Annotated in this window: 24 protein-coding genes; 22 read left to right on the forward strand and 2 right to left on the reverse strand. The window is 39.2% G+C overall.

Annotated features, from left to right (window positions below):
• Positions 1–380: 380 nt before the first annotated feature.
• The 11 genes from MUO14_RS23485 (at position 381) to MUO14_RS24460 (ending at position 11653) form a co-directional block, all read left to right on the forward strand.
• Entirely contained in the window at positions 381–1124 is a 744-nt protein-coding gene (locus MUO14_RS23485; protein WP_304654203.1) for a response regulator, read from the forward strand.
• A 160-nt stretch (positions 1125–1284) separates the two neighbouring features.
• A complete protein-coding gene (locus tag MUO14_RS23490) occupies positions 1285–1557 on the forward strand; it encodes an HU family DNA-binding protein (protein WP_244752904.1) in 273 nt (90 codons plus the stop codon).
• A gap of 864 nt (positions 1558–2421) precedes the next feature.
• The gene (locus tag MUO14_RS23495) at positions 2422–3438 is read left to right on the forward strand and encodes a LacI family DNA-binding transcriptional regulator (RefSeq protein ID WP_244752905.1); all 1017 of its coding nucleotides are present in this window, start codon (positions 2422–2424) and stop codon (positions 3436–3438) included.
• A 135-nt stretch (positions 3439–3573) separates the two neighbouring features.
• On the forward strand, positions 3574–4338 hold the full coding sequence (locus tag MUO14_RS23500) for a sugar phosphate isomerase/epimerase family protein (protein ID WP_244752906.1): 765 nt from the start codon (positions 3574–3576) through the stop codon (positions 4336–4338).
• A gap of 24 nt (positions 4339–4362) precedes the next feature.
• Positions 4363–5631, forward strand: coding sequence for an ABC transporter substrate-binding protein (locus MUO14_RS23505; RefSeq protein ID WP_244752907.1), 1269 nt, complete (start codon positions 4363–4365; stop codon positions 5629–5631).
• Between the two features lie 55 nt (positions 5632–5686).
• Entirely contained in the window at positions 5687–6637 is a 951-nt protein-coding gene (locus tag MUO14_RS23510) for a carbohydrate ABC transporter permease (protein WP_244752908.1), read from the forward strand.
• The gene (locus tag MUO14_RS23515) at positions 6634–7455 is read left to right on the forward strand and encodes a carbohydrate ABC transporter permease (protein ID WP_244752909.1); all 822 of its coding nucleotides are present in this window, start codon (positions 6634–6636) and stop codon (positions 7453–7455) included. Before MUO14_RS23510 ends, MUO14_RS23515 begins: the two co-directional genes overlap by 4 nt.
• 38 nt (positions 7456–7493) lie before the next feature.
• Positions 7494–8591, forward strand: coding sequence for a Gfo/Idh/MocA family protein (locus MUO14_RS23520; protein WP_244752910.1), 1098 nt, complete (start codon positions 7494–7496; stop codon positions 8589–8591).
• 18 nt (positions 8592–8609) lie between these two features.
• Complete coding sequence (locus MUO14_RS23525; protein WP_244752911.1) at positions 8610–9653, forward strand: Gfo/Idh/MocA family protein; 1044 nt, start codon at positions 8610–8612, stop codon at positions 9651–9653.
• 823 nt (positions 9654–10476) lie between these two features.
• A complete protein-coding gene (locus MUO14_RS23530; RefSeq protein ID WP_244755736.1) occupies positions 10477–11460 on the forward strand; it encodes a sugar phosphate isomerase/epimerase family protein in 984 nt (327 codons plus the stop codon).
• 61 nt (positions 11461–11521) lie between these two features.
• Positions 11522–11653: a VOC family protein gene (locus tag MUO14_RS24460; protein ID WP_255822146.1), complete on the forward strand. Its 132-nt coding sequence runs from the start codon at positions 11522–11524 to the stop codon at positions 11651–11653.
• Between the two features lie 287 nt (positions 11654–11940).
• On the opposite strand, the gene MUO14_RS23535 is transcribed toward MUO14_RS24460, so the two are convergent.
• Entirely contained in the window at positions 11941–12852 is a 912-nt protein-coding gene (locus MUO14_RS23535; protein ID WP_244752912.1) for a helix-turn-helix domain-containing protein, read from the reverse strand.
• A gap of 431 nt (positions 12853–13283) precedes the next feature.
• Between MUO14_RS23535 and MUO14_RS23540 the strand changes: the two genes are divergently transcribed.
• The gene (locus MUO14_RS23540; RefSeq protein WP_244752913.1) at positions 13284–14312 is read left to right on the forward strand and encodes a bifunctional inositol 2-dehydrogenase/D-chiro-inositol 1-dehydrogenase; all 1029 of its coding nucleotides are present in this window, start codon (positions 13284–13286) and stop codon (positions 14310–14312) included.
• A 76-nt stretch (positions 14313–14388) separates the two neighbouring features.
• Here MUO14_RS23540 and MUO14_RS23545 read toward each other — a convergent pair whose 3' ends face one another.
• Positions 14389–14778, reverse strand: a complete 390-nt coding sequence (locus tag MUO14_RS23545) for a tautomerase family protein (protein ID WP_244752914.1) — start codon at positions 14776–14778, stop codon at positions 14389–14391.
• Between the two features lie 174 nt (positions 14779–14952).
• Here MUO14_RS23545 and MUO14_RS23550 point away from each other — a divergent pair, with 174 nt between their 5' ends.
• From MUO14_RS23550 to MUO14_RS23595, 10 genes are all read left to right on the forward strand, one after another.
• Positions 14953–15705, forward strand: a complete 753-nt coding sequence (locus MUO14_RS23550; RefSeq protein WP_244752915.1) for a DeoR/GlpR family DNA-binding transcription regulator — start codon at positions 14953–14955, stop codon at positions 15703–15705.
• 226 nt (positions 15706–15931) lie between these two features.
• Positions 15932–16750 (forward strand): 5-deoxy-glucuronate isomerase, encoded by an 819-nt coding sequence (gene iolB / locus MUO14_RS23555; protein WP_244752916.1) that lies wholly within the window; start codon positions 15932–15934, stop codon positions 16748–16750.
• A gap of 48 nt (positions 16751–16798) precedes the next feature.
• A complete protein-coding gene (gene iolD / locus MUO14_RS23560; RefSeq protein WP_244752917.1) occupies positions 16799–18712 on the forward strand; it encodes a 3D-(3,5/4)-trihydroxycyclohexane-1,2-dione acylhydrolase (decyclizing) in 1914 nt (637 codons plus the stop codon).
• A 130-nt stretch (positions 18713–18842) separates the two neighbouring features.
• Positions 18843–20255 carry a sugar porter family MFS transporter gene (locus MUO14_RS23565; protein ID WP_244752918.1) on the forward strand — a complete coding sequence of 471 codons (1413 nt, stop codon included), beginning with the start codon at positions 18843–18845 and terminating at the stop codon, positions 20253–20255.
• Positions 20256–20273: 18 nt separating this feature from the next.
• Positions 20274–21308, forward strand: coding sequence for a bifunctional inositol 2-dehydrogenase/D-chiro-inositol 1-dehydrogenase (locus MUO14_RS23570; RefSeq protein WP_244752919.1), 1035 nt, complete (start codon positions 20274–20276; stop codon positions 21306–21308).
• 103 nt (positions 21309–21411) lie between these two features.
• Positions 21412–22275, forward strand: coding sequence for a sugar phosphate isomerase/epimerase family protein (locus MUO14_RS23575; RefSeq protein WP_244752920.1), 864 nt, complete (start codon positions 21412–21414; stop codon positions 22273–22275).
• Positions 22276–22356: 81 nt separating this feature from the next.
• Complete coding sequence (gene iolI / locus MUO14_RS23580; protein ID WP_244752921.1) at positions 22357–23199, forward strand: 2-keto-myo-inositol isomerase; 843 nt, start codon at positions 22357–22359, stop codon at positions 23197–23199.
• 57 nt (positions 23200–23256) lie between these two features.
• Positions 23257–24096: a class II fructose-1,6-bisphosphate aldolase gene (gene fba, locus MUO14_RS23585; RefSeq protein WP_244755737.1), complete on the forward strand. Its 840-nt coding sequence runs from the start codon at positions 23257–23259 to the stop codon at positions 24094–24096.
• A 71-nt stretch (positions 24097–24167) separates the two neighbouring features.
• On the forward strand, positions 24168–25106 hold the full coding sequence (locus tag MUO14_RS23590) for an aldo/keto reductase (protein WP_244752922.1): 939 nt from the start codon (positions 24168–24170) through the stop codon (positions 25104–25106).
• Between the two features lie 78 nt (positions 25107–25184).
• A complete protein-coding gene (locus MUO14_RS23595) occupies positions 25185–26552 on the forward strand; it encodes a hypothetical protein (protein ID WP_244752923.1) in 1368 nt (455 codons plus the stop codon).
• Positions 26553–26590: the final 38 nt, after the last annotated feature.

Below are 26590 nucleotides of genomic sequence, written 5' to 3' on the forward strand. Positions count from 1 at the left end.
TTCTTCCAATTTATAAAAAATCTTTTAAAACCATACGAAAAACTCGTATGGTTTTTTTATATAGCGACCAATGTCTAGGGATCAGCTCCTTACGACAAATAGCACTCAAATTAATGCGCCATTTATCACTGAAATTCACAGTTAGTATCAAAAATGGACCATATTGAGATAAATATGGTGGATCCAACTCACCAATGCAATAGACATCTTCTTGATAAAATTGTCTTTATATAGTTAATCCCATTTGAGACCTATGTAAAAAGGGTGTGAAGCGTTTATAATAAAGGTAGGATTAGGGCGACATAAAATAGACAGAGAAAATGAGAATCTTTTTATTCGTAAAAAATAAAGAAGCAAATGGGGAGGGTAGGGGGTAACTTATGGCGACCAGACTTGTATTAATTGAGGATCATAAACTATTTCGTGAAGGTGTGAAACGAATATTGGATTTTGAATCCAGCTTTGAAGTCATTGCAGAAGGCGATGATGGAACTGCAGCTTTCGACCTTATCGAAAAAAATAACCCTGATATTGTATTGATGGATATTAGCATGCCTGACATGAACGGCATAGAAGCAACAGCGAAGATTAAAGATCGTTATCCAGACCTGAAAATGATCATTCTTTCCATTCATGATGATGAAAACTACGTAACCCACGCTCTTAAATCAGGGGCTCACGGGTACTTGTTAAAAGAAATGGATTCTGATGCTTTAATAGAAGCGATTAAAGTAGTCGCTAATGGCGGATCTTACTTACATCCAAAAGTGACGCATAGTTTAATGGCGGAATATCACCGGTTATTAGAAAGCCCGGGAGAGAACTCATACCAAACGGTACAGTATCGTAAGCCCCTTCATCTGCTTACACGCCGTGAGTGTGAAGTGTTGCAGCTGTTGGCGGACGGAAGTAGTAACCGCGGTCTTGCTGAGTCGCTTTATATTAGTGAAAAAACGTTTAAAAACCATGTGAGCAATATTTTACACAAGATGAAAGTTAACGACCGTACCCAAGCTGTTGTTACAGCGATTAGAAGTAATCTGATAGAAAAGAAATTAGGCAATGGAGGGCCTATCTCCATTGCTTTTTATGATAAACTTATCATTTCATTCATAACCCTTTAATAAGACTTACTGAAACCATGTCGCTTAAATTTGAGTTAAGTGCATCATTTAAACTGTAACGGTCAACCAGGTAAATAACCGAAGTCTCTCTTTACCTTGATAACTAAGGATATATATGGTAAAAATAAAAGTGTGTTGTTATAAAAAAGGAGAGATATTTATGAATAAAACAGAATTAGTTAATAAAGTTGCTGGGGATTCTGAGCTATCTAAGGAGAATGCAGGAAAAGCCGTTGATGCCACTTTGGAATCCATTACAGAAGCACTTGCAAGCGAAGATAGTGTTCAATTAATTGGATTTGGTAACTTTGAATCAAGAGAGAGGGCAGCACGTAAAGGTCGTAATCCGCAAACAGGTGAGGAAATAGAAATAGCAGCAAGTAAAGTACCTGCATTCAAGCCGGGGAAAAGCCTTAAAGAAGCAGTAAAATAAGATAACTTAAAGTCAACATTACATGTTGACTTTTTTATTTAAATCACAGAAAAGGTTTCTTCACTCGTATTTTTTGAAGGATGAACGAAAAAGCAAGAACCCTGGATAAGCCAGGGTTCTTCAATTCTATTTTTAACCAGTCGGAAAACTGCCGGTCTTATTATGTTGAAAGTTTACCTTTTTATGTATCACCAGTCTAGTGTTTATAAAATAAACCTTTTTAATGACTGGATTGTGACTGGATAATACTCATAATTGTAAGTGCTATTTATCCAAGAGCATCTTAATTAAATCGAAAAAGCGTTCATAGAGAGACTTCCATTTCCTGTTTAATGTTATTTTAATCTAAAAGGGGATGGGCGGCATTATGTAATCATCTGCTCATAAACACTATGACTAAAGGGTTTAAAGGTTCTTAATTCCCTTGGGAAGTATTCAGGAGTAACAAAATGGGTAACGTTCACTTTGTACGTTCCTGTTAAAGGGGTTGAGGAAATGGAAAGTTTGATTACTCGATCATATGAGGAAAAGAAAAAGCTTGTAATGATCTACTTGGCGAATAATATGCAATTATCTCAAAGAGTCATTAGAGTGTTAGCGATAAAAGTTAGCTTAATTCTTGCTTATTGCTACTCAGGGAATCAAATCCGCACCTTAATGAAGCGAATAATCCTGACGAAGGTCCTAAACTGATGAAACAATGAAAAAGCAGGTAAAGTCTCGTCTTCAGAAGACGCGATGTATTCTTAATAAATTTTTAGTTAATTTTATAATATTATAAATAATCTTGCAATTCTGAATGTAATCCATTACAATGTTTGTAATCGATTACAATGTTGATAAGGGGAACAGGGAGATTTAATTATGACAAAAATGAGTGATGTAGCAAGATTAGCGAATGTATCGACAGCAACTGTTTCAAGGGTTCTACGAAATCCTGAAGCGGTAACCGAACCAACGAAACATAAGGTATTAGAGGCCATCGAGGAATTGAACTACCAGCCGAATATGCTGGCTCGTCACTTTCGAAGAACTGAAACGAATACGATTCTGGTAGTGGTACCGAACATCATTAATACAGTATTCGCTGAGATTGTCGGTGGTATTGAAGATGAAGCTTCAAAAAAAGGCTATAGAGTGTTGCTGCGGAATTCAAATAATCAGATTGATAGTGAATATGGCTCAATTGAACACATGAAACAACGACAAGTCGATGGCATGATTATGCTTTCTCCAAAGCTAGATGAAGAAACTTTATTGGATATTAGTAATCAATATCCGATAGTATTAGCTACTGCTCATCTTGATGGTGTAAAGATACCGGTTGTATCAATAGACAATATTAATAGTAGTAAAAAGGCAACTGAACATTTAATTAGTTTAGGGCATAAAAGAATTGCTCATTTGACCGGGCCTTTGTACTCGTTGATTTCAAAAAATAGGTGTAAGGGTTACCGCCGGGCTATGATAGAAAATGGGTTAGAAATATATAGCAATCTTATACTAGAAGGAGATTTTACATATGAGTCCGGCTACAAACAAATGAAGAAACTGCTTGATCTAGAAAACCCTCCAACTGCAGTTTTTGCTGCTAGTGATGATATGGCCATGGGTGTAGTCAATGCCGCAAAACATCATGGATTGAACGTTCCAGGGGATTTAGCAGTCGTGGGTTTTGATAATATAAAATTTTCTTCCATTTTTGATCCGCCATTAACCACCATTGCACAACCCATGTTTGGAATGGGAAAAAGAGCTATGGAGTTACTAATTAGAAAATTCAAAGGCGAGTCACTGTCTCAGACGGAGCATGTCCTGCCAGATAAATTGATTATTCGTGAATCTTGTGGGACTAAACAGAAAGAAAGTACTGTAGTATAGGCTAAATTTCCACAAAGGGATGTAATTGTTTACAACAGGGCCATTAAAGGGGGTGAAGCTTCGGAGATTCTAGCATGTTTTTATTAACTTAAATTGTAATCGATTACATTCAATTTTTTGGAAGGGGAGATTTAGTTGTTGAATATTCCGGTAGGTCTACAAATGTTTACTTTACGCAATGAGAGTGAGAAAGATTTTATTGGTACTTTAGAGCGAGTTGCTGATATCGGATTTCAAGGTGTAGAATTTGCCGGTTATGGTGGCATGGAAGCAAAGGATCTCCGTAGGACTATTGATCAATTAGGACTGAAAGCAGCTTCAAGTCATATTCCGATTACTTCTATAGAATCTGAAATAGGAGAGGTTATTCAAGCGCAACAGATACTAGGAAGCAAACACATTGTGTGTCCGCATTTACCAGTTGAAAGAAGAAGTGACGAAGATTATCACAAGCTGGTTAAGATCTTAAATGAAGCTGGACGTAAATGTCAGGAAGAAGGAATTACATTATCTTATCACAACCACGATTTTGAGTTGAGGCAGATGAATGATGGAAAAACCCCTTTAGAGTTTTTACTAACTGAAACGAACCATGAATGGGTGAAAGCTGAATTTGATATTTATTGGCTAACCAAGGCTGGGGAATCACCTGTGAAATGGTTAAGTAAATATGAAGAACGAACACCTCTTGTTCATCTGAAGGATATGACGACAGATGGAGAACGATTCTTTGCTGAATTAGGTACAGGTGGAGTGGACATTGAGAGCGTTTTAAATAGAGCTGAATCCAATAATGTTGAATGGTGGATTGTTGAGCAGGATCAATCTAGGCGCTCGCCATTTGAAAGTATATCTAAAAGCCTTCGTTACTTAAGGGAACAAAATGTTACTTCGATCTAAAACTTAGTAAAAGGGGAGATCAGTTTGAAAAAAATACTAGGTATGATTATGATTTGCTCTGTTCTCATTTTATCTGCATGTGGAGGGACTTCTTCTAGTTCAGGAGGAGAGGAGGGAAAAAAAGTAATTGAGTTTTGGCATATTGATCCAGGTGAAAAAGAAAAAGTTTATAAAGAAGCCGTAGCTAAATTTGAAGAAAAGCATCCAGATGTAAAAGTGAAAATGCTGCGAATTCCGAATGATGCCTATAAACAAAAGCTTTCTGTATCCATGTCCGGCGGTAATGCACCTGATGTATTCCATAGTTGGGGTGGCGGATGGCTAAATAAATTTGTTAAACAGGACAAAGTGTTAGACATTACCAGTAGTATAGACAAATCCCACTTTAATGAACTGGCTTTGGACAATGCTATCTTCAATAATAAAGTGTACGGACTTCCCCTTGGTCTTTCAATTGATGTGGTCTTTTATAATAAAGAAATATTTGATAAATACGGTCTGGAAGAACCGAAGACTTATCAAGAGTGGTTGAACATTATCAATACATTAAATGAAAACGATGTTATTCCTATTGCATTAGCGAATAAAACAAAATGGCCTGGAGCTTACTACCTGATGAATTTTGCAAGTCGTATTGCAGGACCGGAACTTTTTGATAGCGCCTTCCACCGTAAAGGTAAAGGATTTGACGATGAGGCGTATGTACAAGCAGGTCAGTACATACAAGAAATGGTTGAAAAAGATGCCTTTAATGAAGGGTTCAATGGTGTTCCTTATGATGCAGGAAGAGGCAGACAACTATTATACTCCGGCCAAGCTGCCATGATGGATATGACCATTTCTTTCTTAAATAACGTTCGGACAGAAGCTCCTGAATTTGAGAAGAAATTAGACTTTTTTGTATTCCCGACTATTGAAGGCGGAAAAGGAAATCGCTCACAGCTTGGTGCTGCAACAGGCCCTGTGTGGTCAGTATCTAAAAATTCAAAACACCCAGAGTTGGCGACAGAGTTAATTAAAGAACTGACAAGTGAAGAAACTGCAAGGAATTACACAGATCGTACAGGGTCTTTAACAGCCGTAAAAGGTGTAGTGCCTTCTGATGACTTTACAAAGCAGTTTTATGATGTGGTACAGAAGGCGACTCATTTGCAAATGCCTTATGATCAGACGCTCCCATCCGAACTAGCGGAACTTCACAAAGATACGACGCAAGCAATTTTCGGTTTGGGTATGACGCCGAAAGAAGCAGCTGAGAAAATGGAGAAAAAAGCAAAAGAGGTCTTAGAATAGTTTGAAGTGTTGAGGGGGGCATCCCCCCTCTTGAAGCAAATGAAGGAGGGATCATGTGGAAACACATGCAAACAAAATTGTTGCACGGTCTCGAACTGTTGCCAAATCAGCCCCAAAAATCAGCAACAGTAAATTTAAAAGTATTCTTACCATTTTGCTTTTTATTGCTCCAGCATTTATTGTTTATGCCGTTTATGTTCTATATCCAATATTCTCGACATTCAATTACAGTTTATACCAGTGGGACGGCATGGGTGAAAAAACCTTTATCGGGTTGCAGAACTATGTTCAGCTATTTAACGACTCGATTTTTTGGACTTCATTAACCAATAATACATGGGTGGTGCTGGCCTCAATATTTGTTCAAATCCCATTAGGACTAATTATGGCGCTTATGTTGTTTGCACCTATTAGAGGAATTCGCCTTATGAATAGTGTTTATTTCTTTCCTTTCCTTATGTCTACCATAGCAATCGGGTTATTATGGGTGCTTATGTATGATCCAATTAATGGAGTAATTAATCAGCTTGTAACCCTGTTGGGATTTGAAAATGTTACCTGGTTAAGTGATTCTAACACGGCGATGTTTGCGGTGCTACTTGTCGTTGTGTGGCAATTTTCTCCCTTTTACATGATACTTTTTAAAGCGGCTATAGTTGGAGTTCCAGAAGAATTATATGAAGCCGCAAAAATAGATGGGGCCAATAGCTTAACAAAATTTATTCACATTACTTTGCCAATGTTAATGCCAACAATCGTAAGTTCTTCAATTCTTGCAATTGTTGGTTCTTTAAAAGCCTTTGATATTTTTTACATCATGACCGGCGGAGGACCCAACCATGGTACTGAATTGATGGGAACCTATATGTTCAAGCAAGCATTTGTTAACTTTAATATGGGATATGCCAGTGCTATCGCTTTCCTTATGTTTTTAATTGCTTTAGTGGTCACCATTATTATCCAGTTAATGGATTATTACCGTAAGAGGAAAGGGGCATTTTCATGACAACGATACTGAAGAAAATTCCTTTGTATATCATTGCTTTAATATTGTTGATATTTACCGGATACCCATTCCTTTATATGGTATCTACAGCCCTTAAAAAGCAAAGTGAATTTTTTGAAGAGCCATTTGCGATATTTTCCTCCTTAACCTTAGAAAACTTTGTTTCCGTTTTTGAAATGGGCTTAACTCGTTACTTTTTCAATAGTATTTTGATTACAGTAGTTGCTGTTGTAGCTGTTATGTTCATTGGGGCTTTAGCTAGCTATCCATTAAGCCGGATGAATTTCAAACTAAACCGTGCGGTGTTTTTATTATTTATTTCAGGGATGATGCTACCTATCCATGCTACGCTCATCCCCATATTTAAATTTACCGAGAATATCGGACTTTATGATACACTCTGGGCTTTGTTAGGACCCTATATTGCTTTTAGTCTTCCCATCTCCATCTTCATATTAACTCAATTTATGAGAGAAATTCCGAAAGCGTTAGAAGAGGCTGCTAAAATGGACGGGTGCACCCACTTCGGGATTTTCTGGAGAGTAATCCTGCCCATGCTTACACCGGCTTTGATGACAGTGCTTATATACAATTTTATCCATTTGTTTAACGAGTTTATTTTTGCTTTGGTTTTAATATCAAGCCCTGGAAGTATGACACTGCCTCTCGGCTTGCAGGCTTTTAAAGGAGAGTTCTCGGTGAACGTTCCCGGTTTAATGGCAGCTTTAACCTTAGCGAGCTTACCAATCTTGGTTGTTTATCTGTTCTCCCAAGAGAAAGTAGTCAAGGGCTTAGGTGGAGGAGCTGTAAAAGAATAATCAGTGTTCAAGTATTAATGATAGGGAGGAGTAATTGAGTGGAGAAAGTTAAGGTAGGAGTCATTGGGTGTGGAAATATCAGTGACATTTATTTCAAAAACTGTTCAACGGGCATCACCATTGAACTGGTAGCATGCTCAGATCTTAATAAGGAGTTGGCAAAACATAAGGCAACGCAATATAACATCCCTCTTGCACTTCCGGTAAATCAACTTTTAACAAGTCCAGAAATAGATCTGGTCATCAATCTAACACCACCCAGCGTTCATGCAGAGATTTCGATCCAAGCCTTAAAGAATGACAAGCATGTATACAGTGAAAAACCGCTAGCTGTCAACCTTGAAGATGGAGCCAGTATTGTCAAATTGGCTGAAGAGAAACAATTACTCGCAGGCTCAGCTCCTGATACGTTCTTAGGCTCTGGAATTCAAACCTGTCAGCAGCTAATCCAGAAGGGAGAGATAGGGGTTCCTTTAGCAGCTACTGCTTTCATGATGAAATCTGGTCCTGAACAATGGCATACAAATCCTGAATTTTTTTACCAGGTTGGCGGTGGGCCTTTGTTTGATATGGGTCCATATTATCTTACGGCTCTAATCCAGCTGTTAGGCCCTATAAATTCAGTAGTTGCTTCGGCCAAAATAAATTCCCACGAACGCGTAATCAAAACGGGTGAAAAACAAGGAAGAAGTATAAACGTTGAGACACCGACTCATTATTCAGGAACATTAGAGTTTAAGAATGGTCCTATCGCTACTATGAGTATGAGTTTTGATGTAGCGGCAACCGACACACCTCCAATGGAAATTTACGGGACAGAAGGGACTTTAAAAGTACCTGATCCTAATACATTTGGTGGGCCTATATTCATAAAGAAAAAAGGTGAGGATAATTGGCGGGAAATTGAACTCGAATATCCTTATACAGAAAATTGCAGAGGATTAGGTGTCATGGATATGATTTCTTCTATAAAATACAACACACCATTTAGAGCAAATAGTCAATTAGCCTATCATGTTCTAGAAACTATGCATGCATTTCATAAGTCATCAAATTCGGGAGAACGGGCTACATTACAAAGTCATTGTAAACCTTCTCCTTTACTTGTAGAAAACTCAAAACTTGAACCAAAATAAATTGGAGGGTGAGTTAATATGAATAAAGTAAAAGTGGCTGTTATTGGATGTGGGAGTATTGCCCAGAAACGTCATCTGCCTGAATATAAAGTGAACCCGTACGTGGAAATTGTAGCAGTTTGCGATGTAGTCGAAAGCAGGGTCGCTGAAGTAGCCGAGAAATATGGTGCAAGAGCATTTGTTGATTATAAAGAAGTTCTACAGCTAACTGAAGTGGATGCTGTAAGTGTTTGTTTACCTAACTATCTTCATGCTTCCGTCACCATTGATGCCTTAAATGCAAAGAAACATGTGTTATGCGAAAAGCCAATGGCTGTTTCATTAGATGAAGCTAATGAAATGAACAATGCAGCGAAGGCTAACCAGAAAAAAATTATGATTGCACACAATCAGCGGTTTGTTTCATCTCACCATAAAGCTAAACATATTATTGAATCCGGAGAACTGGGTAAGATTTATAGCTTCCGAACAACCTTCGGACATGGTGGTCCAGAAAACTGGAGTATCGATGGTAGGACAAGCTGGTTTTTTAATAAGGAAGAAGCTTTTGTAGGAGCTATGGGGGATTTAGGGGTACACAAAGCCGATCTGATCCGTTACTTGTTAGGGGAGGTTTCCGAAGTCGGAGCATTTGTCGAAACTTCGGCGAAAGAAAATACAAGTGTAGATGATAATGCCATTTGTATTTTAAAAATGGAATCCGGGGTAGTCGGTACGCTTACCGCCAGTTGGTCTTATGTTTCAGGCGGAGATAATACCACGGTAATTTACGGTGAAAATGGAACTATACAGCTAGAAAATGACCCCGATTATTCATTGAAAATTGATTATAAGAACGGGGAATGTGTTCATTATAAGTTAGATAAAATTCAAACGAATGATGAGAAAGGGCAGACGACCACACATGTAATTGATCATTTTGTAGATGCGATTATTTATGATCGTGATCCACTTGTAACGGGAGAGGAAGGGATAAAATCTTTACAGGTAATTCTTTCTGCTCTAGAATCAAATGAAAGTAAACAAATTACAAAGATCAATAGTATTGCAAGCGTTTATTAATTAAAAGTACATTGTTATGCTTATTTAGAAAAGGCAATATCTTTGAATATACTCTAGCTACAACCTTGCGTGTTAATATTCTTTTTTCTAAAATAAAGAAACAGAAAAAATCACATGCATCATAAAACATCACATGAATATCACGAATTGTAAATAAGTGAGGAAATATAGAAAAAGAAAATTGATTTAACAGGAAAATATCTATTCTGTTCCAATATGAAATAAAGCGTGATAAAGCTCAAATAACCCATCTAAAGAATGGGCGGCATGATGTGATAACGCCCAAAACCCATTTAAGACAATGGTTTTGAAGCATGAAAAGCGTAAAATGACTGGATATTAATATCAAATATAATATTAAGAAGCCCTTTAAAAGTTCTCTGGACTTTTAAAGGGCTTCTTTTTACTTTGCAGGAGAATCTTAGTTTTCTAAAATTATCGAAGAATTGTTAAATCGTTCTTTGTTTGTACTGGCATTCCAAGATTGGGTTCTACGTTGCTTTGGTGATAATGGAATTAGGATACCCAATTCGAATAATAATCACTCTTCTTTACCAGGAGACATTACTGCTTCTTTACACAAATTAATTGACGGTACCCTGAAAAAGCCTTTATATATTTTAATCGTGTCTTTAAAAGACAAAAAGTAGTCTTAATATTAGAAATACAAAAATTCTAAATTTTTCTATAATACGTACAAAGAAGGTTTTTAGCATAGCGACCACTATTTAACATATGAAAAATCAGGAATAGAAACAGCAATATTGGTCAAGTTTTCATTTTCCATGGGTACTTATAAATTGAATGGAGGAATTTTTTTATGTTGAAAACAGGCTTGGTTACAGACATTTTAAGTTATATGCCATTTGAAAAAATGCTAGACACATGTAAGGAATTAGGGATAGAGACAATAGAGTTAGGATGTGGAAATTGGTCCAATGCTCCTCACTTAGACTTAGATGGTCTTTTAGATAGTTCATACCAGCGTAGACAATTCTTAGAGACTATTGAAAGCAGGGGTCTTGAAATTTCCGCTTTAAATTGCTCGGGAAATCAACTGGAACCTACTGAGCAGGGTGAAAAGCATGCGGAAGTTGTTGAAAAAACATTTAAGTTAGCGGGGCTATTGGGTGTGAAAACAGTTGTTATGATGTCTGGATGCCCTAGTGCTAGACCAGAGGATAGGGTTCCAAACTGGATCACACACCCTATTCTACCTCCTCACTTCGAAACACTAGATTGGCAATGGAATGAAGTAGCATTCCCTTATTGGGAAAGAGCGGTAAAAGTCGCAAAAGATTCAGGTGTTGAGAAAATTGCAATTGAAAATCTTGGTTTCAACTTGGTTCATAACCCCGAGACATTATTGAAGTTGCGAAATGAAGTTGGTGAAATGGTTGGAATGAACTTAGATCCAAGTCATTTGTTCTGGATGGGCGGCGATCCAATTGCAGCGGCGAGAACATTAGGGAATGCCATTCATCATGTGCATGCTAAAGATGTTCGAATCGAAAGAGGAGTTAATGATGTAAACGGTTTAATTGATGTTAAGCCAATGGAAAGCTTTGCGGATCGTTCATGGAATTATGTAGCACTGGGGTATGGTCATAGCGTTAAATATTGGAAGGAATTTTTTACTGTAGTGAAAATGATGGGGTATGAGGGAGCGATAGTTCTAGAAATGGAAGATTTAACAATGGATCCACTAACAGGTGTGAAAAAGTCCATGGATGTTCTCAGAGATTCACTCCCAAGAGATTTTAAGAAAGCAAAGTCAGGTTTTGTTTCAAGGGTAGCACGTGATTGAGTTGGACAATCTAATACGGTTTTTATTTTAAGATGGGGATTGTAATACATAAGGAGGGATTATGATAAACTTAGGTATGATTCACCATGTCGGTTTAACTTCCAGGTACTTACAACAATCGAAGCGTTTTTACAGTGATGTCATAGGATTAAAAAGTATCGAACGTCCAGATGCTCCGCATAATGGTCTGTGATTTCAAGTAGAAAATCAGCAGGAGCTCCATTTAATTGAAGCTCCTCTTCCCGCTAACAACCTGAATGTGTCCATTGACCCCCAAGGTAACCATGTCGCATTCAGAGTAAAGGATTATCAAGAAATAATAGACAATTGAAAGCAAATCAGGTAGAGGTTATCGAACAATGGACAACAGATAATTTTGTTCAGTTATTCTGCTTAGATCCCGATGGACATACAATTGAATTCAACGCTTAAAATAACCCGGATATAAGACTATAAGTGGTCTTATATCCGGGTATTTTTCTATTCACCTTCTCCGAAGGAAGTGATTTCATTATGTTTGTAGAGGGTGCGGAAACGCCCAGGAGAATGACGCATCGAAGAGGTAAACACGCGAGTGAAATAATGAACAGAAGAGAAACCACTTTCAAATGCGATATCCTTAATGGGTAATTGGGTCATTTTAAGTAGGGTTGCCGCGTGCTGTAATCGTTCATTCTGGACAAAATCTGTATAGGTTTCCCTGAGCTCTTCAACAAACAGCCGTGATAAGTGCCGCTTGGAAACATGGAAATGCTCGGCAATATCCGTGAGCTTTAACGTACCGGAAAGGTTGTCTCTAATGTGAAGTTTGACTTGATTTAACAGCGGTGACTTGGTTTCTAACTGTACCTTCTGTTTGTCGTTTTGTGGAAAAGGAATAAAGGTTTGTAATAATACATAAAGAAAAGAGCTTGATAAATTGGCTAATGTTTCTTTCGTTAAGGCATGGCTTGGTTTTGCTGCTTGTAAATATAAAGATTTCCACAGAAGGGCAACAGGGGTGTCATCGGTTACATATAAGACCACGTTTGAACATTGCTCCGCTTTTTTCATGATTCTGATCCATTCCTCACATGATTCGGTTTCGATTAATTCAAAAGCTAAATAGATTAACTTCAACCCATCTTCACTTTTGATTTGATGAAGGACTCCTGGTCTTGATAGAAATATGGTATTTGGGACGAGGGAATACTTCTGATTACCGTCAATATAATATCCCTCACCATCCACCACAAAGCAGACTTCAAAAAACGCATGCTTATGAAGCAATGTATCATAATGGTTGGGAACCCCTCCCCAATAATGGACATGAAAGGTTGCATTATCAAGAAGGATTCGCTGAATCAATTGGTTTAAAAAGCTTTTTCCAAATACTAATGGAGTTGTCGCCATAAGAGTCTCCCTCACTTTCTAGACGCTAGTTTTAGTATAGCGCAAAGCCACATTATGCTTTTACCGTGATTATACTACAAATTCCTTTATAGACTATTAAACACTGCTAGTTTGTATGGTATAAAGCTTATTATAGAATGATGGCATAAAAATGCAAAAATATGGCTTGATAATTTAAATACAATTTCTTATGTACTTTATATAATTTATGCCATAACCACAAAAAGATGGCGCTTTCATAAGAGGGGATAATCCTTGTCTTAAAATTTGTTGATTGTTGAAAGAAAATTTAATTATTAAAATTTGGATTTGTGGAAACCATTCTTTTCTACTTATTCTGTGTTTAAATGCCGCATACATGTGTGAATCAAAGTAACGAATTTTGAAATAAACAATTCTTTGAAGTGGTTAAAATTAAAGGGGAGTTATTCATGATCTTAAGAATCGGTGTAATCGGAACAGGGGCTATTGGGCAAGATCACATACGCAGAATTACGCACTCTCTGCAGGGAGCAGAGATAGTGGCGGTTACAGATGTAAATGCTGAGCTTGCTAACAAAGTAGTTAAAGAAGAAAAACTGAATGCTGAAATTTACGGAAATGGGCATGAGGTGATTGAGGCTGACAATGTAGACGCTATTATTGTGACCTCATGGGGGCCCACTCATGAGGAATTTGTGTTTGCTTCCATTTCGGCTGGAAAATATGTTTTTTGCGAGAAACCGTTAGCTACAACTGCAAAAGGATGTAAGAGGATTGTAGAGGCAGAAGAGGCGCATGGGAAGCCGTTAACCCAGGTAGGTTTTATGAGACGTTTCGATAGAAGCTACCGACAATTAAAGAAGATAGTGGATAGTGGAAAAATAGGTGAAGCGTTGATGGTTCACAGTGCCCACCGTGCTCCAGAAGCGCCAGGCTTTAGTGGGGATATGGCTTTAACCGATTCCCTTGTGCATGAAATGGACGTCTTACGATGGCTGCTTGATGATGATTATGTTTCTGCTCAGGTCCTATTGCCAAAAAGAACACGTTTTGCAGCGGAAGGGCTGCAGGATCCCCATATTTTACTTTTGGAGACAAAGAAAGGTATTCGAATTAGTGTAGAAAGCTTCGTTAATTGTCAATATGGTTATGATATTCAATGTCAGGTAGTTGGAGAAATGGGGACGGCGAACCTTCCAGAACCGGCTAGTGTAGCGATTCGCAGTGAGGCTAATCTATCCAATGAAATTTTAGTAGATTGGAAAGACCGATTTATTGATTCATACGATGTAGAGCTGCAAGAATGGATCTACTCCACTATAAAAGGAGAGGTGAGCGGCCCAACAGCATGGGATGGTTTTGTCGTAGCAGTAACAGCGGATGCGTCTGTAGAGGCGAAAAAGTCTCAAAAAATAGAACCCATTTCAATTCCAGAGCGTCCGGACTTCTACAGCAAGTCTCATGTTCTTCATTACTAAACTAAAAGGTAAGAATAAATGATTGAAACGAAAGCATAAAAGATGACCCAGAAATACCGGGTCATCTTTTTATTGCTTATAATAGTCCAGTCAGGAATTGAACTTCTCCATTACCGAAGCTCCAATCCGCATCTCCGTTGTTTGCGATGGACACCATAATATTCTCGGGTGAGATATCACAACGTTCCTGAAGATACACGGCAAAATTGTGATAAAGATTTTCTTTTTGTTGCTCTGTCCGAGGTCTGCTTGTGAGTGATATGACTACTACATCCTTGCTGCGCTCAAATCCTAGTCCCGTATCCTGGATGATCATCTCGTGAGCCGGATGCTGATGTACGATCTGGTATCGATCACGTTCTGGTACTTCAAAAGCATACACCATAGCTTCATGGGAGGCGTCTAACAAAGATTGGAGTTCTTCTTTAGATCTCCCCTCTACAATATCAAATCGAACTAATGGCATTTCACTTCCTCCTTTGAGTAAATTTATCAAAATATATCATACAATTTAAAAAAATCATACACTTTTTCTATAAATAACCCCAAAAAATGATGAAGTTTTGAGTTTATTTTGGTAACATGGAGGAAAGAATTCAAAGTGAGATACAAACATCAAACAGGATTGGGGTCATTTACAATGATAAAGAATAAGCGGATCAATGAGTTACTTCAGTATGTGCAAAAGATGCAAACAGTCTCGTTGGATGACTTGGTTAAAGAATTCAAAGTATCTAAAAACACGATCCGAAGAGATGTTCAAGAGTTAGTGGATCAGGGCAAGCTTCAAAAGGTTTATGGAGGTGTCTCAGCAAATAAATCTTCAACTGTACCTTACCATGATCGAAAAGTGCAAAATGAAGAAGGAAAAATTAAAATCGCAGAATTAGCCGCTTCCTATGTAGAGGATGGGGATATCATTTTTCTGGATTCCGGGACAACGACAGTTGAGGTGTTGGAATTTATAAAGGATAAAAATCTCATTATCGTCACGAATAATCTTGATTTTACTTTGGAAGCCACCCCTTATAGTAATTTAAAGATTTATTCAACTGGTGGGATGTATGAAAGGTCTACCAAGTCATACGCTGGCTTGGAAAGTGCAGAGGCAGTTAAAAGTTATAACTTCAGTAAAGCATTCATGGCTTCGACAGGCATCTCCTTAACAAATGGAGTAACGAACTCTTCTCCCCAGGAGACGCAAATTAAAAGTACGGTGGTCGACAGAAGTAGAGAAGTCTTCCTTTTAGTAGATCGTAGTAAATTCGATCATTATTCATTAACTACGTATTGTGATATGGAAGATATCGATTATTTAGTAACAGATGAAGCACCGGAAGACAAATACCATCAGTTTACTGAGAAAAATAATGTAAAGCTGGTCTTTCCTTAATCTAAACGGAGTCAAAAAATCATTGAATAAAATATTCTGAAAACGGTTGACTGAAAACGCTTTTAATAATATGATTGTATCATAATTTAACAATAAGTTAACCAAAACATAACATCTATGCTGTGATTTAAAAGTTAAAAACCGTTTATTTATCTTTTTGTGATAACTTTTGGGTAATTATTTGGAAGTATTCGTTGGTGACCATTAAATTAATGGAGGGATGAAAATGAGCAATTTACTGAGAAAACCACAGGATGTAGTGAAATCCGAGGGGGTAACCATAGTCCATGACATTACAGGGGAGCGCTCCAATTTAGAGTATGTAGGATTTAAAGTAGTGGACTTGGAAAAAGGATCCTTATATAGGGGGCAATTGGATAATTTGGAATGCTGCATCGTTGCTCTAACCGGTAAGGTTGATATCAACGTAGAAGAAGAAACGTTTGAGAATCTAGGGACCCGTGACAGCGTATTTGAACGGAAACCTACAGATAGCGTTTATGTTTCAAATGATCGCAGCTTTCAAGTAAAAGCGATTACTGGAGCTCGGGTAGCTTTATGCTATTCACCTTCCCAAGAACAGCTTCCTACTAAATTGATTAAAGCCGACTCCATTGAAGCAGAGCATAGGGGTAAATACAACAACCAAAGAAAAGTCCACAACATTCTTCCTGATTCTGATCCTTCAGCAAACAGTCTTCTTGTGGTTGAGGTGTACACAGAAAGTGGAAACTGGTCTTCCTATCCTCCTCATAAGCATGATCAGGATAATCTTCCGGAAGAATCCTTTTTGGAGGAAACTTACTATCATGAAATGGATCCTCAACAAGGGTTTGTGTTTCAGCGGGTGTACACAGACGATCGCTCATTAGATGAAACGATGACCGCGGGAAATGGTGATGTGGTCGTCGTGCCAAAAGGTTATCATCCAGTAGGAGTACCGGATGGATATACATCTTATTATCTAAATGTAATGGCTGGCCCTGTTCGGAAGTGGAAGTTCAATAACGATGAAGACCATGAATGGATTGTAAATCGTGATTAAAAATCTATAAATCTTTGAAACCTAAAGAAAGTAAAGGGTGAATTGCATATGAAAGAAACCATACGTTTAACAACTTCTCAAGCACTCATTAAGTTTATTAAAAACCAATATATACATGTTGATGGAGAAGAATTTCGTTTTGTAGAAGGTGTATTTAATATCTTTGGGCACGGAAACGTTCTTGGAATTGGACAGGCTCTTGAACAAGACGCTGGCGATCTAAAGGTCATCCAAGGAAAGAATGAACAAGGGATGTCGCTTGCGGCTATTGCTTACAGCAAAGAAAAACTCAGGCAAAAAATTTACGCTGTAACCACCTCTGTAGGTCCTGGTTCAGCTAATACGGTCACAGCCGCTGCAACAGCGTTAGCTAATAACATTCCGGTATTGTTTCTCCCTGGTGATACATTTGCGACAAGACAGCCTGACCCTGTTCTTCAACAGTTTGAACAGGAAAACAGTATTGCAACAACTACCAATGATGCCCTGAAGCCTGTTTCAAGGTATTGGGACCGTGTGACCCGTCCGGAACAATTAATGAGCAGTTTAATTCGAGCATTTGAAGTTATGACTGATCCAGCAAAGGCGGGGCCGGCGACGATCTCTATTTCACAGGACGTGGAGGGGGAAGCGTATGACTTTGATGCCGACTTTTTCAAGAAGCGGGTTCATTATATGGATCGTCCAATTCCGCAGAAGCGTGAGTTACAAGGCGCAGAAGAGCTGATCCGTAATAGTGAAAAGCCTGTCATTTTAGTAGGTGGAGGCGCGAAGTATTCCCAGGCACGAGAAATTTTAATGGAGCTATTAGAGAAGCATAATATTCCTTTGGTAGAAACACAGGCAGGAAAATCTACCGTTGAATCAGATTTCAAAAATAATCTGGGCGGGCTTGGTATTACAGGAACTCTTGCTGCTAATAAGGCAGCAAAGGAATCCGATCTTATAATTGGAGTGGGAACAAGGTACACGGACTTTGCCACTTCTTCCAAAACAGCTTTCGACTTTGAAAAAACGCGTTTTCTCAATATAAACGTCAATCGCATGCAGGCTTATAAAATGGAAGGCTTCCAAGTTGTAGCAGATGCGAAACTTACTCTAGAGCAATTGCAGCCGATGCTGGATGGATATGAATCAGAATTTGGCTCAGAGATCCAGGAGCTGAAAGCAGAATGGTTAAAAGAGCGGGATCGCCTGAAGGAAGTGGTTTACAGCAGAGAAAACTTTGACCCAGAGATTAAAAATCACTTTTCCCAACAAGTCCTGAATGAATATGCCGACGCATTGAATACAGAACTTCCTCAAACCACTGCCTTATTAAAAATAAATGAAATGATCGATCCGAGTAGCGTCATTATTTGTTCGGCAGGTTCTCTCCCGGGAGATTTACAGAGACTTTGGCATTCAACTGTTCCGAACACCTACCACTTAGAATACGGCTATTCGTGCATGGGCTACGAAATTTCCGGAACGCTTGGCTTGAAGCTAGCGAATCCAGATAAAGAAGTCTATTCGATTGTAGGAGATGGGAGTTTTCTAATGCTTCATTCAGAATTGATTACTTCTCTTCAATATAATAAAAAAATCAATGTCCTGCTATTTGATAATTCTGGTTATGGCTGTATCAATAATTTGCAAATGGATCATGGCAGCGGCAGTTACTATTGTGAATTTAGAACGGACGAGAACGAGGTTATGAATATTGATTATGCCAAAGTGGCTGAAGGTTATGGTGCAAAAACCTATAAAGTGCATTCAATGGAAGAGTTGGAAGAAGCTTTGGAAGATTCGAAAAAACAAGACGTTTCTACACTGATTGATATGAAGGTACTACCAAAGACTATGACAGACGGTTATCAAAGCTGGTGGAATGTTGGAGTAGCGGAAGTTTCAGAAAGTGAAAGCGTTCAAAAAGCACACGAGCATCGGGTGAAGATGCTTGGAGAAGCGAAACAGTATTAAAACTCAATAGTGGAAGTTAAGAAGGGGGGAGGGGGATCTCCATTCCCCTATACTCTCTTATAGTTTTAGGCAAGCGGTTACACTTTAATTTTTCTGATTATTAAAAAGTTAAAACCTGGAGGCCGAGGTAATGAAAAAAAATCTGAACCCCCGTAAGTTTTTATTTATCATTATTGTTTGTTCGACGTTTGGCGGTTTGTTGTTTGGTTATGACACAGGGGTTATTAATGGGGCACTCCCATACATGTCTAAAGAGAGCCAGCTCAATTTAACTCCCTTCCTTGAAGGGTTAGTTACGAGTTCACTCTTATTTGGAGCAGCGATCGGAGCGATTATTGGAGGTAAGGTCTCTGATGGGATCGGCCGGAAGAAAACGATAATCTTCTTAGCCGTACTTTTCTTTGTTGCCACGTTAGGAGTTTCTTTTACGCCTGGTGTAACCGTGATGATCATCTTCAGGTTCTTACTTGGACTTGCGGTCGGTGGAGCATCCGTAACCGTTCCTACGTACTTAGCAGAAATGGCTCCATCTGAAAGCCGGGGACGAATGGTAACACAAAATGAATTAATGATCGTAACAGGGCAGCTGCTAGCCTTTACCATCAATGCGATTTTAGGAAACATGTCAGGAGACAACGATAGTGTCTGGAGAATTATGCTATTAATTGCAGCTGTTCCTGCTGTGGTTTTATTCTTCGGTATGCTCCCACTTCCAGAAAGTCCAAGATGGTTGATGAAAAATGAGAAAAAAGATCAAGCTATAGGAGTTTTGCACAAAATTCGCGAAACGTCGAATGTACGTGGTGAATATAACCAAATCGATGCCACTGTAATTATGGAAGAGAAGTTAGATAAGGCCACGTACAAGGATCTAACCGTACCGTGGGTTCGACATATTTTGTTTCTAGGTATCGGAATTGCGATTGTTCAGCAAATTACCGGGGTTAACTCCATTATGTACTATGGAACAGAGATTTTAAGAGATGCCGGTTTTAGTACAGATGCGGCATTGACAGCGAATATTTCTAATGGAGTGATATCTGTTCTTGCTACATTTGTGGGTATTTGGCTGTTAGGGAAGGTCGGGCGTAAGCCGATGCTCCTCGTTGGTCAATGTGGAACGCTAGCGGCGTTACTGTTGATTGGTATTTCATCTTTACTTTTCGAAGGAACAGCCGTCTTGCCTTATGTCGTTATTAGCTTAACGGTTATGTTCTTGGGTTTCCAACAAGGGGCGATTTCTCCGGTTACCTGGTTGATGCTTGCTGAAATTTTCCCGCTGCGACTACGCGGATTGGGGATGGGGATCTCGGTATTTATTTTATGGATGGTTAACTTTGGAGTCAGCTTTGTCTTCCCTATTTTGCTAGCCGGAATTGGGCTGTCTTTCACATTCTTTATATTTGCGGCTCTTGGAGTATTGGCCATCGCGTTTGTGGCCAAGTTCCTGCCTGAAACCAAAGGTAAGACGTTAGAAGAAATAGAGTCTTATTTCAAGAAAAGAGAAAATCAAAAAGAAAATGTGAACACCAAAGCTTTATAAAATTAGAGGAGGATGAATATGACGATTAAAATTGGAGTTATTGGCACAGGTGCCATAGGAAGAGAACATATCAATCGAATTGAGAACATTTTATCTGGAGGGGAAGTTAAAGCAGTTACAGATGTGAATCAGGAATCTGCTTATAAAGCCGTAGAAGATTATAACTTAGATGCCACTGTTTATCCTGATGATATATCTCTTGTAGGAGATGAAAACATAGATGCAGTTTTTGTGACAAGCTGGGGGCCGGCACATGAGCAGAGCGTACTTATCGCAATTGAAGCTGGGAAATATGTGTTCTGCGAGAAACCCCTGGCCACAAACGCTGAAGGGTGTTTGAGAATTGTTGAAGCGGAGCAAAAGCACGGGAAGCGCCTTGTACAAGTCGGATTCATGCGCCGTTACGACGAAGGGTATGTACAACTGAAGGATGCCCTGGATAACAACGAAATCGGCAATCCGTTAATGATCCGCTGTTCACACCGCAATCCAGCTGTTGATGAAAATTACAAAACGAATATGGCAGTAACAGAAACATTGATTCATGAAATTGATGCCCTGCACTGGCTGATCAATGACAATTATGAATCGGTAAGAGTAGATTTCCCTAAAAAAACAAAACACTCCCATGCAGAATTACAGGATCCGCAAGTATTCACACTGAAAACCCAGAGTGGAGTATTAATTCAAGCAGAAGTCTTTGTCAATTGTAAATATGGTTATGATATCCAGTGTGAAGTTATGGGAGAAGAAGGAATTGCTAAATTGCCAGAAGTAGCTAGTGTAGTAGTTCGTAAAGAATCCAAGGTGAGCTCAAACATCTTGAACGATTGGAAAATAAGATTTATGGATGCTTACAACAAAGAGCTCCAGAATTTTCTGGATTCAATCGAGAAAATTGGCGAACCGCAAGGGCCTACATCGTGGGATGGATACATCGCAGCTGTCACAGCTGATGCATGCCTGCAGGCACAGGAGTCGGGTGAAGAAGTCGATATTAATCTCCAGGACACGCCTGACTTTTATAAAAAAGAAACAGCCGTGTGGAGTTAAGGGGTCACCAATTAATACTAGGGAGTTAGAAACAACTCCCTCCTTGTGCACACAAAGACGAATAGTATTTAATCTAAAATAAATGACAAAGGAGAGATTGATTATGCGTCTAGCCTATGATCCATCACATTTTCGTGATAATACCAACCTAAAAGATACGATCGATGCCGTGGCCAGATTAGGGTATGAATACGTGGAGCTATCTCCGCGTAAAGATTTTATTTGGTTTAATGAATATCCAAAAGTTAATAAGCAGCTCATCAAAGATTTGAAAAGGTATTGTTCAGATGCAGGTGTCAAAATTTCTTCCGTACTTCCTGTTCAGCAATGGTCATCCCCGATTGAAGAAGAACGTCAAGCAGCGGTGAGAAATTGGAAGCGTTGTATTGAAATCACTTCTGATTTAGGGGTGGATTTAATGAATACCGAATTTGCCGGCGATAAAAGCCGTCCGGTGCAAAGTGAAGCATCGTTTGTAAAATCCATGGATGAGCTGATGCCGCTGTTTGAAAAAGAGGGGATCAATCTTAATTTACAATCCCACCCTCATGACTTTATTGAATTGAATACAGAGGCCGTTAAAATGATTCGCGCTCTGGATAAAGATTGGATCAAATTGGTCTATTCCGTTCCACATGCTTTCTTCTATGATGATGGGATTGGCGATGTGGAGCAGCACTTGGAAGAAGCGGGAGACTTGCTTGATCATGTATTAATTGCCGATACGCTCAATCATAAAGCTGCCTTTGGACTTCGTTATATTGTGAATCCCCCTGATGCTAATGTAACGGTCCACCAGCACTTGAACCCTGGAGAAGGGGAAGTGAATTTTGATGCACTTTACCGGAAATTAAGAGAAATGGAGTTTGATGGAATTGTGACAAACTCTGTATTCTCTTATCCTGATAAACCTGAATGGTCCAATGAAATTACCATGAAATCCATTAAAGAGGGATTGAATATTTAATCAAGGTCAACAGCTGGCGCGTCACATTGGCCCACCGCCTATGTGACGCTGTTACTTTTTACGATTAAGGAGGAAGAGAGTATGAAATTATGTTTTAATCAGGCAACTACGCTTGAGAACTCAAACTTGGAGAAGGACTTAGATTATTGTGATAAACACGGGTATGATTACATCGAAATACGGGCGATGGATAAACTTCCGGAGTATTTGGAGTCACATTCCCTGGACGATTTAAAATCCTACTTTCAGGAGCGCCACATTAAGCCGTTAGCCTTGAATGCTCTGGTCTTTTTTAACAATCGCGATAATGAAGAAGAAGTTCTAGAGGAATTCAAACAGATGGTGGAAATCGGAAGTGAGCTGGGTGTTCCATACATCGTTGCCGTTCCCCTTGTAACAGAGGAGAAAATTTTACTGAACAACATTGAAAAAAGTTCCGTAAAAATGCTGAGAGAATTTTCGAAGATTGCAGAACCGTATGGTATTAAGGTTGCCATGGAGTTTGTAGGTCATCCAGAGTGTACGGTGAATACGTTTGAGCAGGCCTACGATATTGTGCAAAAAGTGGATCGTGAAAATGTGGGACTCGTCTTTGACTGCTTCCATTTTCATGCCATGGGCTCAAGTTATGAAGCTTTGGAAAAAGCAGATGGAAAAAAAATTTTCATTCTCCATATTGATGATACAGAAGACTTTCCGATCGGTATTTTAAGAGATGAAGACCGGGTCTGGCCTGGGGAAGGGGCGATTGACTTAGATCGACTGCTGTCTACTTTGAAAGAGATTGGGTATGAAGATGGAGTCGTATCCGTAGAGCTCTTCCGTCCTGCTTACTACGAAATGGATGCAGAAGAAGTCATTAAAAAGGCGAAGGATACAACCCTTGATGTAGTATCCAAGCACTACAATACTCAACCAATATAAATAAGAGGGTGGATACCTGTGAATACGAATGAAAATGTACTGACGCCCCTGGTATCTATGAAGGACATGCTGCTCAAAGCGAAGCGGGAAGATTATGCTGTCGGGCAATTTAATATTAATAACCTGGAATCGATTCAAGCTTTTCTAGCTGCAGGCGAGGAAGAGGAATCTCCTTTAATTCTGGGAGCGTCTGATCGATTAATCGATTATCTAGGTGGATTTCAAACCATAGTCGCTATGGTAGAAAGCCTCGTCAAAGAAATGTCTATTTCCGTGCCTGTCGCCTTGCATCTCGATCATGGAAAAAGTATTGAACGATGTAAAGCGGCGGTGGATGCCGGTTTCTCTTCGGTTATGATTGACGGCTCTCGCTATGGGATTGAGGAAAATATTCAAATGACGAAAGAAGTAGTAGATTACGTGCATCCAAGAGGAGTTTCGGTAGAGGCGGAGGTAGGATCTGTCGGTGGTACGGAAGATGGTGTGACCGGCGGAGTAAAGTACGCTGATCCTGCTGAATGCTTGAAGCTGGTTGGGGCAACTGATGTAGACGCCCTGGCCGCCGCGCTTGGGTCTGTACACGGCCCTTACCAGGGAGAACCGAAGTTAGGGTTTGAAGAAATGAAACAGATTTCCGAAAAGACCCAGGTACCGCTCGTGCTCCACGGAGGATCCGGGATCCCCACCTATCAATTACAAAAAGCGATTAAGCTTGGACACGCTAAGATCAATGTCAATACAGAGTGTATTCAAGCCTGGACCAATGCCGTAAGAAAAGTATTAAAAGCTGATGAGCAAGTCTATGAACCTAGAATTATTCATACGCCTGCTAAAGAGGCGATGAAAGAAATGGCTAAAAGTAAGATGAGAGAGTTTATGAGCAGTAAGAGAGCCTAAAGAAAAGGAGGCTGGTGAGGCCGCCTTTTCTAACAGATATAAATCTTTCCTTAAGAAAGGGGAGCATGGAAATGGCTGAAAAAACTAGAATTGGAACAACGGACTTATATGTAAATCCTATTGGACTTGGTACGAACGCGGTCGGCGGCCATAACTTGTATCCAAATCTTGATGAGCAGCAAGGAGTCAATATGGTCAAAGAAGCGGTGGAAAATGGGGTAGACTTTCTCGATACCGCTTATATTTATGGCCCTGGATACTCCGAAGAGTTAGTAGGAAAGGCTATACGTGAAATGGGCAATCGCAGTGAAATTGTCCTCGCTACGAAAGGTGCTCAAAAGTTTGTTAACGGGGAAGAAGTTTTGGATAACTCCCCTGCTTTTCTTAAACAATCCGTCGAAGACAGCCTGAAACGCCTTAAAACCGATTACCTGGATATGTATTATATTCATTTTCCAGATGAAAACACCCCAAAAGCTGAAGCCGTAGGGGCGCTCAAGGAATTGAAAGATGAGGGCAAAATACGCTCTATTGGTGTTTCCAATATGAGTCTTGATCAGCTGAAAGAAGCCAATCAGGATGGATATGTGGATGTATTCCAGGGATTATACAATTTGTTTCAGAGAGATTCTGAAAAAGAGCTTTTCCCTTACATCGTCGAAAATGAGATTTCTTTTGTGCCATTTTTTCCATTAGCATCAGGTCTTCTGGCTGGGAAGTACGATAAATATACTACTTTTCCGGACTCTGACCTGCGTTCCAGCCTGCCTCATTTTCAAGAAGAGGCCTTCAAGGAGAACTTGGAAAAAGTAGAAGAGCTTCGGAAGATCGCGGATAGAAAAGGTGTGGAAGTTCCTCATTTAGTTCTCGCCTGGTACCTGGAACATGAGGCTATTGATGTAATTATTCCAGGCGCAAAGAACAAAGAGCAGGTAAAAAGTAATTTACAAACGCTCGAAGTGAAGATTAGCAATCAAGAATTCGATGAGATTGATCAGCTATTTACCTAGATTTGTAGAAGATGAGGGAGAACCTATTCTCCCTCTGGAATTTATTCATTCCTATTCCTGCCACCTGGAGAAGTTTGTATGAAGCGATGGCTGTCTGATCGACTATTTATATTGTACTCCGTACTTTTACTTGTGTACTTAATCCACGTGTTCCTGGATCTGTCATACCTTGAATGGACTGTAGGAATATTGGCTGTACCTATTCTTCTACTTTCCTTTTATTACGCTACTCGTTTGTTTCAAGTCCTGGGATGTCTATTTCTAACTACTGGAAATTTTATGTTAATTTCATCTGATATCCCCGTTCACAACTTCCCATTGTATCTTATATCTAATATGAATCTCCTTATATTTCTAAGCATGCTGCCATGGATTAATAGTGCTGCCTATATCGGACGTTACGAGAAAAGTATTAAAAAGCTTATGAAAGTAAACGTCCGAAATCTTGGTGATCTGTATCCTAAAAGTGTACTGACAAGCGGAACATTAATGACGTTCTTAAATTTGTCAGCGGTAAACTTATCACAAGAGATGTTAATCAATTCATTAAAATCCATAAAAAAAAGAATTCGTGACCGGCTTATTGCGAGGTCCACCATACGAGCTTATGCTCTGACGATGATCTGGAGTCCAATGGAGATTATGGTTGGCATTGTGGTTGATGCTACAGGGGTCAGTTATTTGAGTTATCTACCTTGGCTGTTACTGGTATCGTTCACCGTATTACTCATTGATTTCCAGTTGCAAAAACGTTCATTTCGGAGCATTCCATACAGAGAGCAGGGAAAAGCGCATAGGTACCAGGCTACGAAGGAAATCTATCTGAAAATGTTTAAACTATTGATGATTTTAGGCATGTTTTTAGCTGTAGTAATGCTCGCCAGTCAATGGTTACGACTGAGTTTTATTCTTGCAGTTACTCTGGTCATCTTTCCGTTTTCTTTTGTTTGGGCATTCTTCATGAAAAAAACCTCTCTTTTTTTAAGAATGGGATACAAAAGCTGGCGCCAGAAAACCAATCAGTTACAGAACTTTGTGGTGCTTTTTATTTCACTATCTCTGTTTTCAAACAGTCTTAATCAAACCGCAGCTCTTTCGTGGATCCAATATCCGTTTACTGTCTTTAAGGAGTATCCTGTCGTAATCCTTGTGTTAATTTTATTCACATACATAAGCCTTGGTCTATTGGGCGTTCACCCAATAGCAACGGTTGGTGTATTGCTGGAGATTTTACGTCCATTTTTTGAGATCTTCAACCCTATAGGAATCGGTGTGATGTTAATTGTAGGGGCTTTGGCAACTGCAAGTTCTGGCACCTATGGTGTGGTAGTTACTATGACATCTATAAATACCAGGCAAAACCCATACGCTATTACCGTCACCAATCTGCCGTTCACGTTAATCTTCGGATCTATCGGGATAGCAGTTTCTTATATTTTATTATGAGTAAGTTTAGAGACATCAAGACTAATGAGGAGCCTACC

The sequence above is a fragment of the Halobacillus shinanisalinarum genome (assembly GCF_022919835.1).
In the GTDB taxonomy this organism is placed as follows: domain Bacteria; phylum Bacillota; class Bacilli; order Bacillales; family Halobacillaceae; genus Halobacillus_A; species Halobacillus_A shinanisalinarum.

Coding starts and splice junctions, on each gene's coding strand:
- iolI (WP_244752921.1), top strand. CDS start 22,357: ATGAAATTATGTTTTAATCAGGCAACTACGCTTGAGAACTCAAACTTG.
- MUO14_RS23545 (WP_244752914.1), bottom strand. CDS start 14,778: ATGCCATTAGTTCGATTTGATATTGTAGAGGGGAGATCTAAAGAAGAA.
- MUO14_RS23565 (WP_244752918.1), top strand. CDS start 18,843: ATGAAAAAAAATCTGAACCCCCGTAAGTTTTTATTTATCATTATTGTT.
- MUO14_RS23490 (WP_244752904.1), top strand. CDS start 1,285: ATGAATAAAACAGAATTAGTTAATAAAGTTGCTGGGGATTCTGAGCTA.
- MUO14_RS23575 (WP_244752920.1), top strand. CDS start 21,412: ATGCGTCTAGCCTATGATCCATCACATTTTCGTGATAATACCAACCTA.
- MUO14_RS23595 (WP_244752923.1), top strand. CDS start 25,185: ATGAAGCGATGGCTGTCTGATCGACTATTTATATTGTACTCCGTACTT.
- MUO14_RS23525 (WP_244752911.1), top strand. CDS start 8,610: ATGAATAAAGTAAAAGTGGCTGTTATTGGATGTGGGAGTATTGCCCAG.
- MUO14_RS23590 (WP_244752922.1), top strand. CDS start 24,168: ATGGCTGAAAAAACTAGAATTGGAACAACGGACTTATATGTAAATCCT.
- iolD (WP_244752917.1), top strand. CDS start 16,799: ATGAAAGAAACCATACGTTTAACAACTTCTCAAGCACTCATTAAGTTT.
- MUO14_RS23550 (WP_244752915.1), top strand. CDS start 14,953: ATGATAAAGAATAAGCGGATCAATGAGTTACTTCAGTATGTGCAAAAG.
- fba (WP_244755737.1), top strand. CDS start 23,257: ATGAAGGACATGCTGCTCAAAGCGAAGCGGGAAGATTATGCTGTCGGG.
- MUO14_RS23535 (WP_244752912.1), bottom strand. CDS start 12,852: ATGGCGACAACTCCATTAGTATTTGGAAAAAGCTTTTTAAACCAATTG.
- MUO14_RS23570 (WP_244752919.1), top strand. CDS start 20,274: ATGACGATTAAAATTGGAGTTATTGGCACAGGTGCCATAGGAAGAGAA.
- MUO14_RS24460 (WP_255822146.1), top strand. CDS start 11,522: ATGATAAACTTAGGTATGATTCACCATGTCGGTTTAACTTCCAGGTAC.
- MUO14_RS23495 (WP_244752905.1), top strand. CDS start 2,422: ATGACAAAAATGAGTGATGTAGCAAGATTAGCGAATGTATCGACAGCA.
- iolB (WP_244752916.1), top strand. CDS start 15,932: ATGAGCAATTTACTGAGAAAACCACAGGATGTAGTGAAATCCGAGGGG.
- MUO14_RS23485 (WP_304654203.1), top strand. CDS start 381: ATGGCGACCAGACTTGTATTAATTGAGGATCATAAACTATTTCGTGAA.
- MUO14_RS23515 (WP_244752909.1), top strand. CDS start 6,634: ATGACAACGATACTGAAGAAAATTCCTTTGTATATCATTGCTTTAATA.
- MUO14_RS23540 (WP_244752913.1), top strand. CDS start 13,284: ATGATCTTAAGAATCGGTGTAATCGGAACAGGGGCTATTGGGCAAGAT.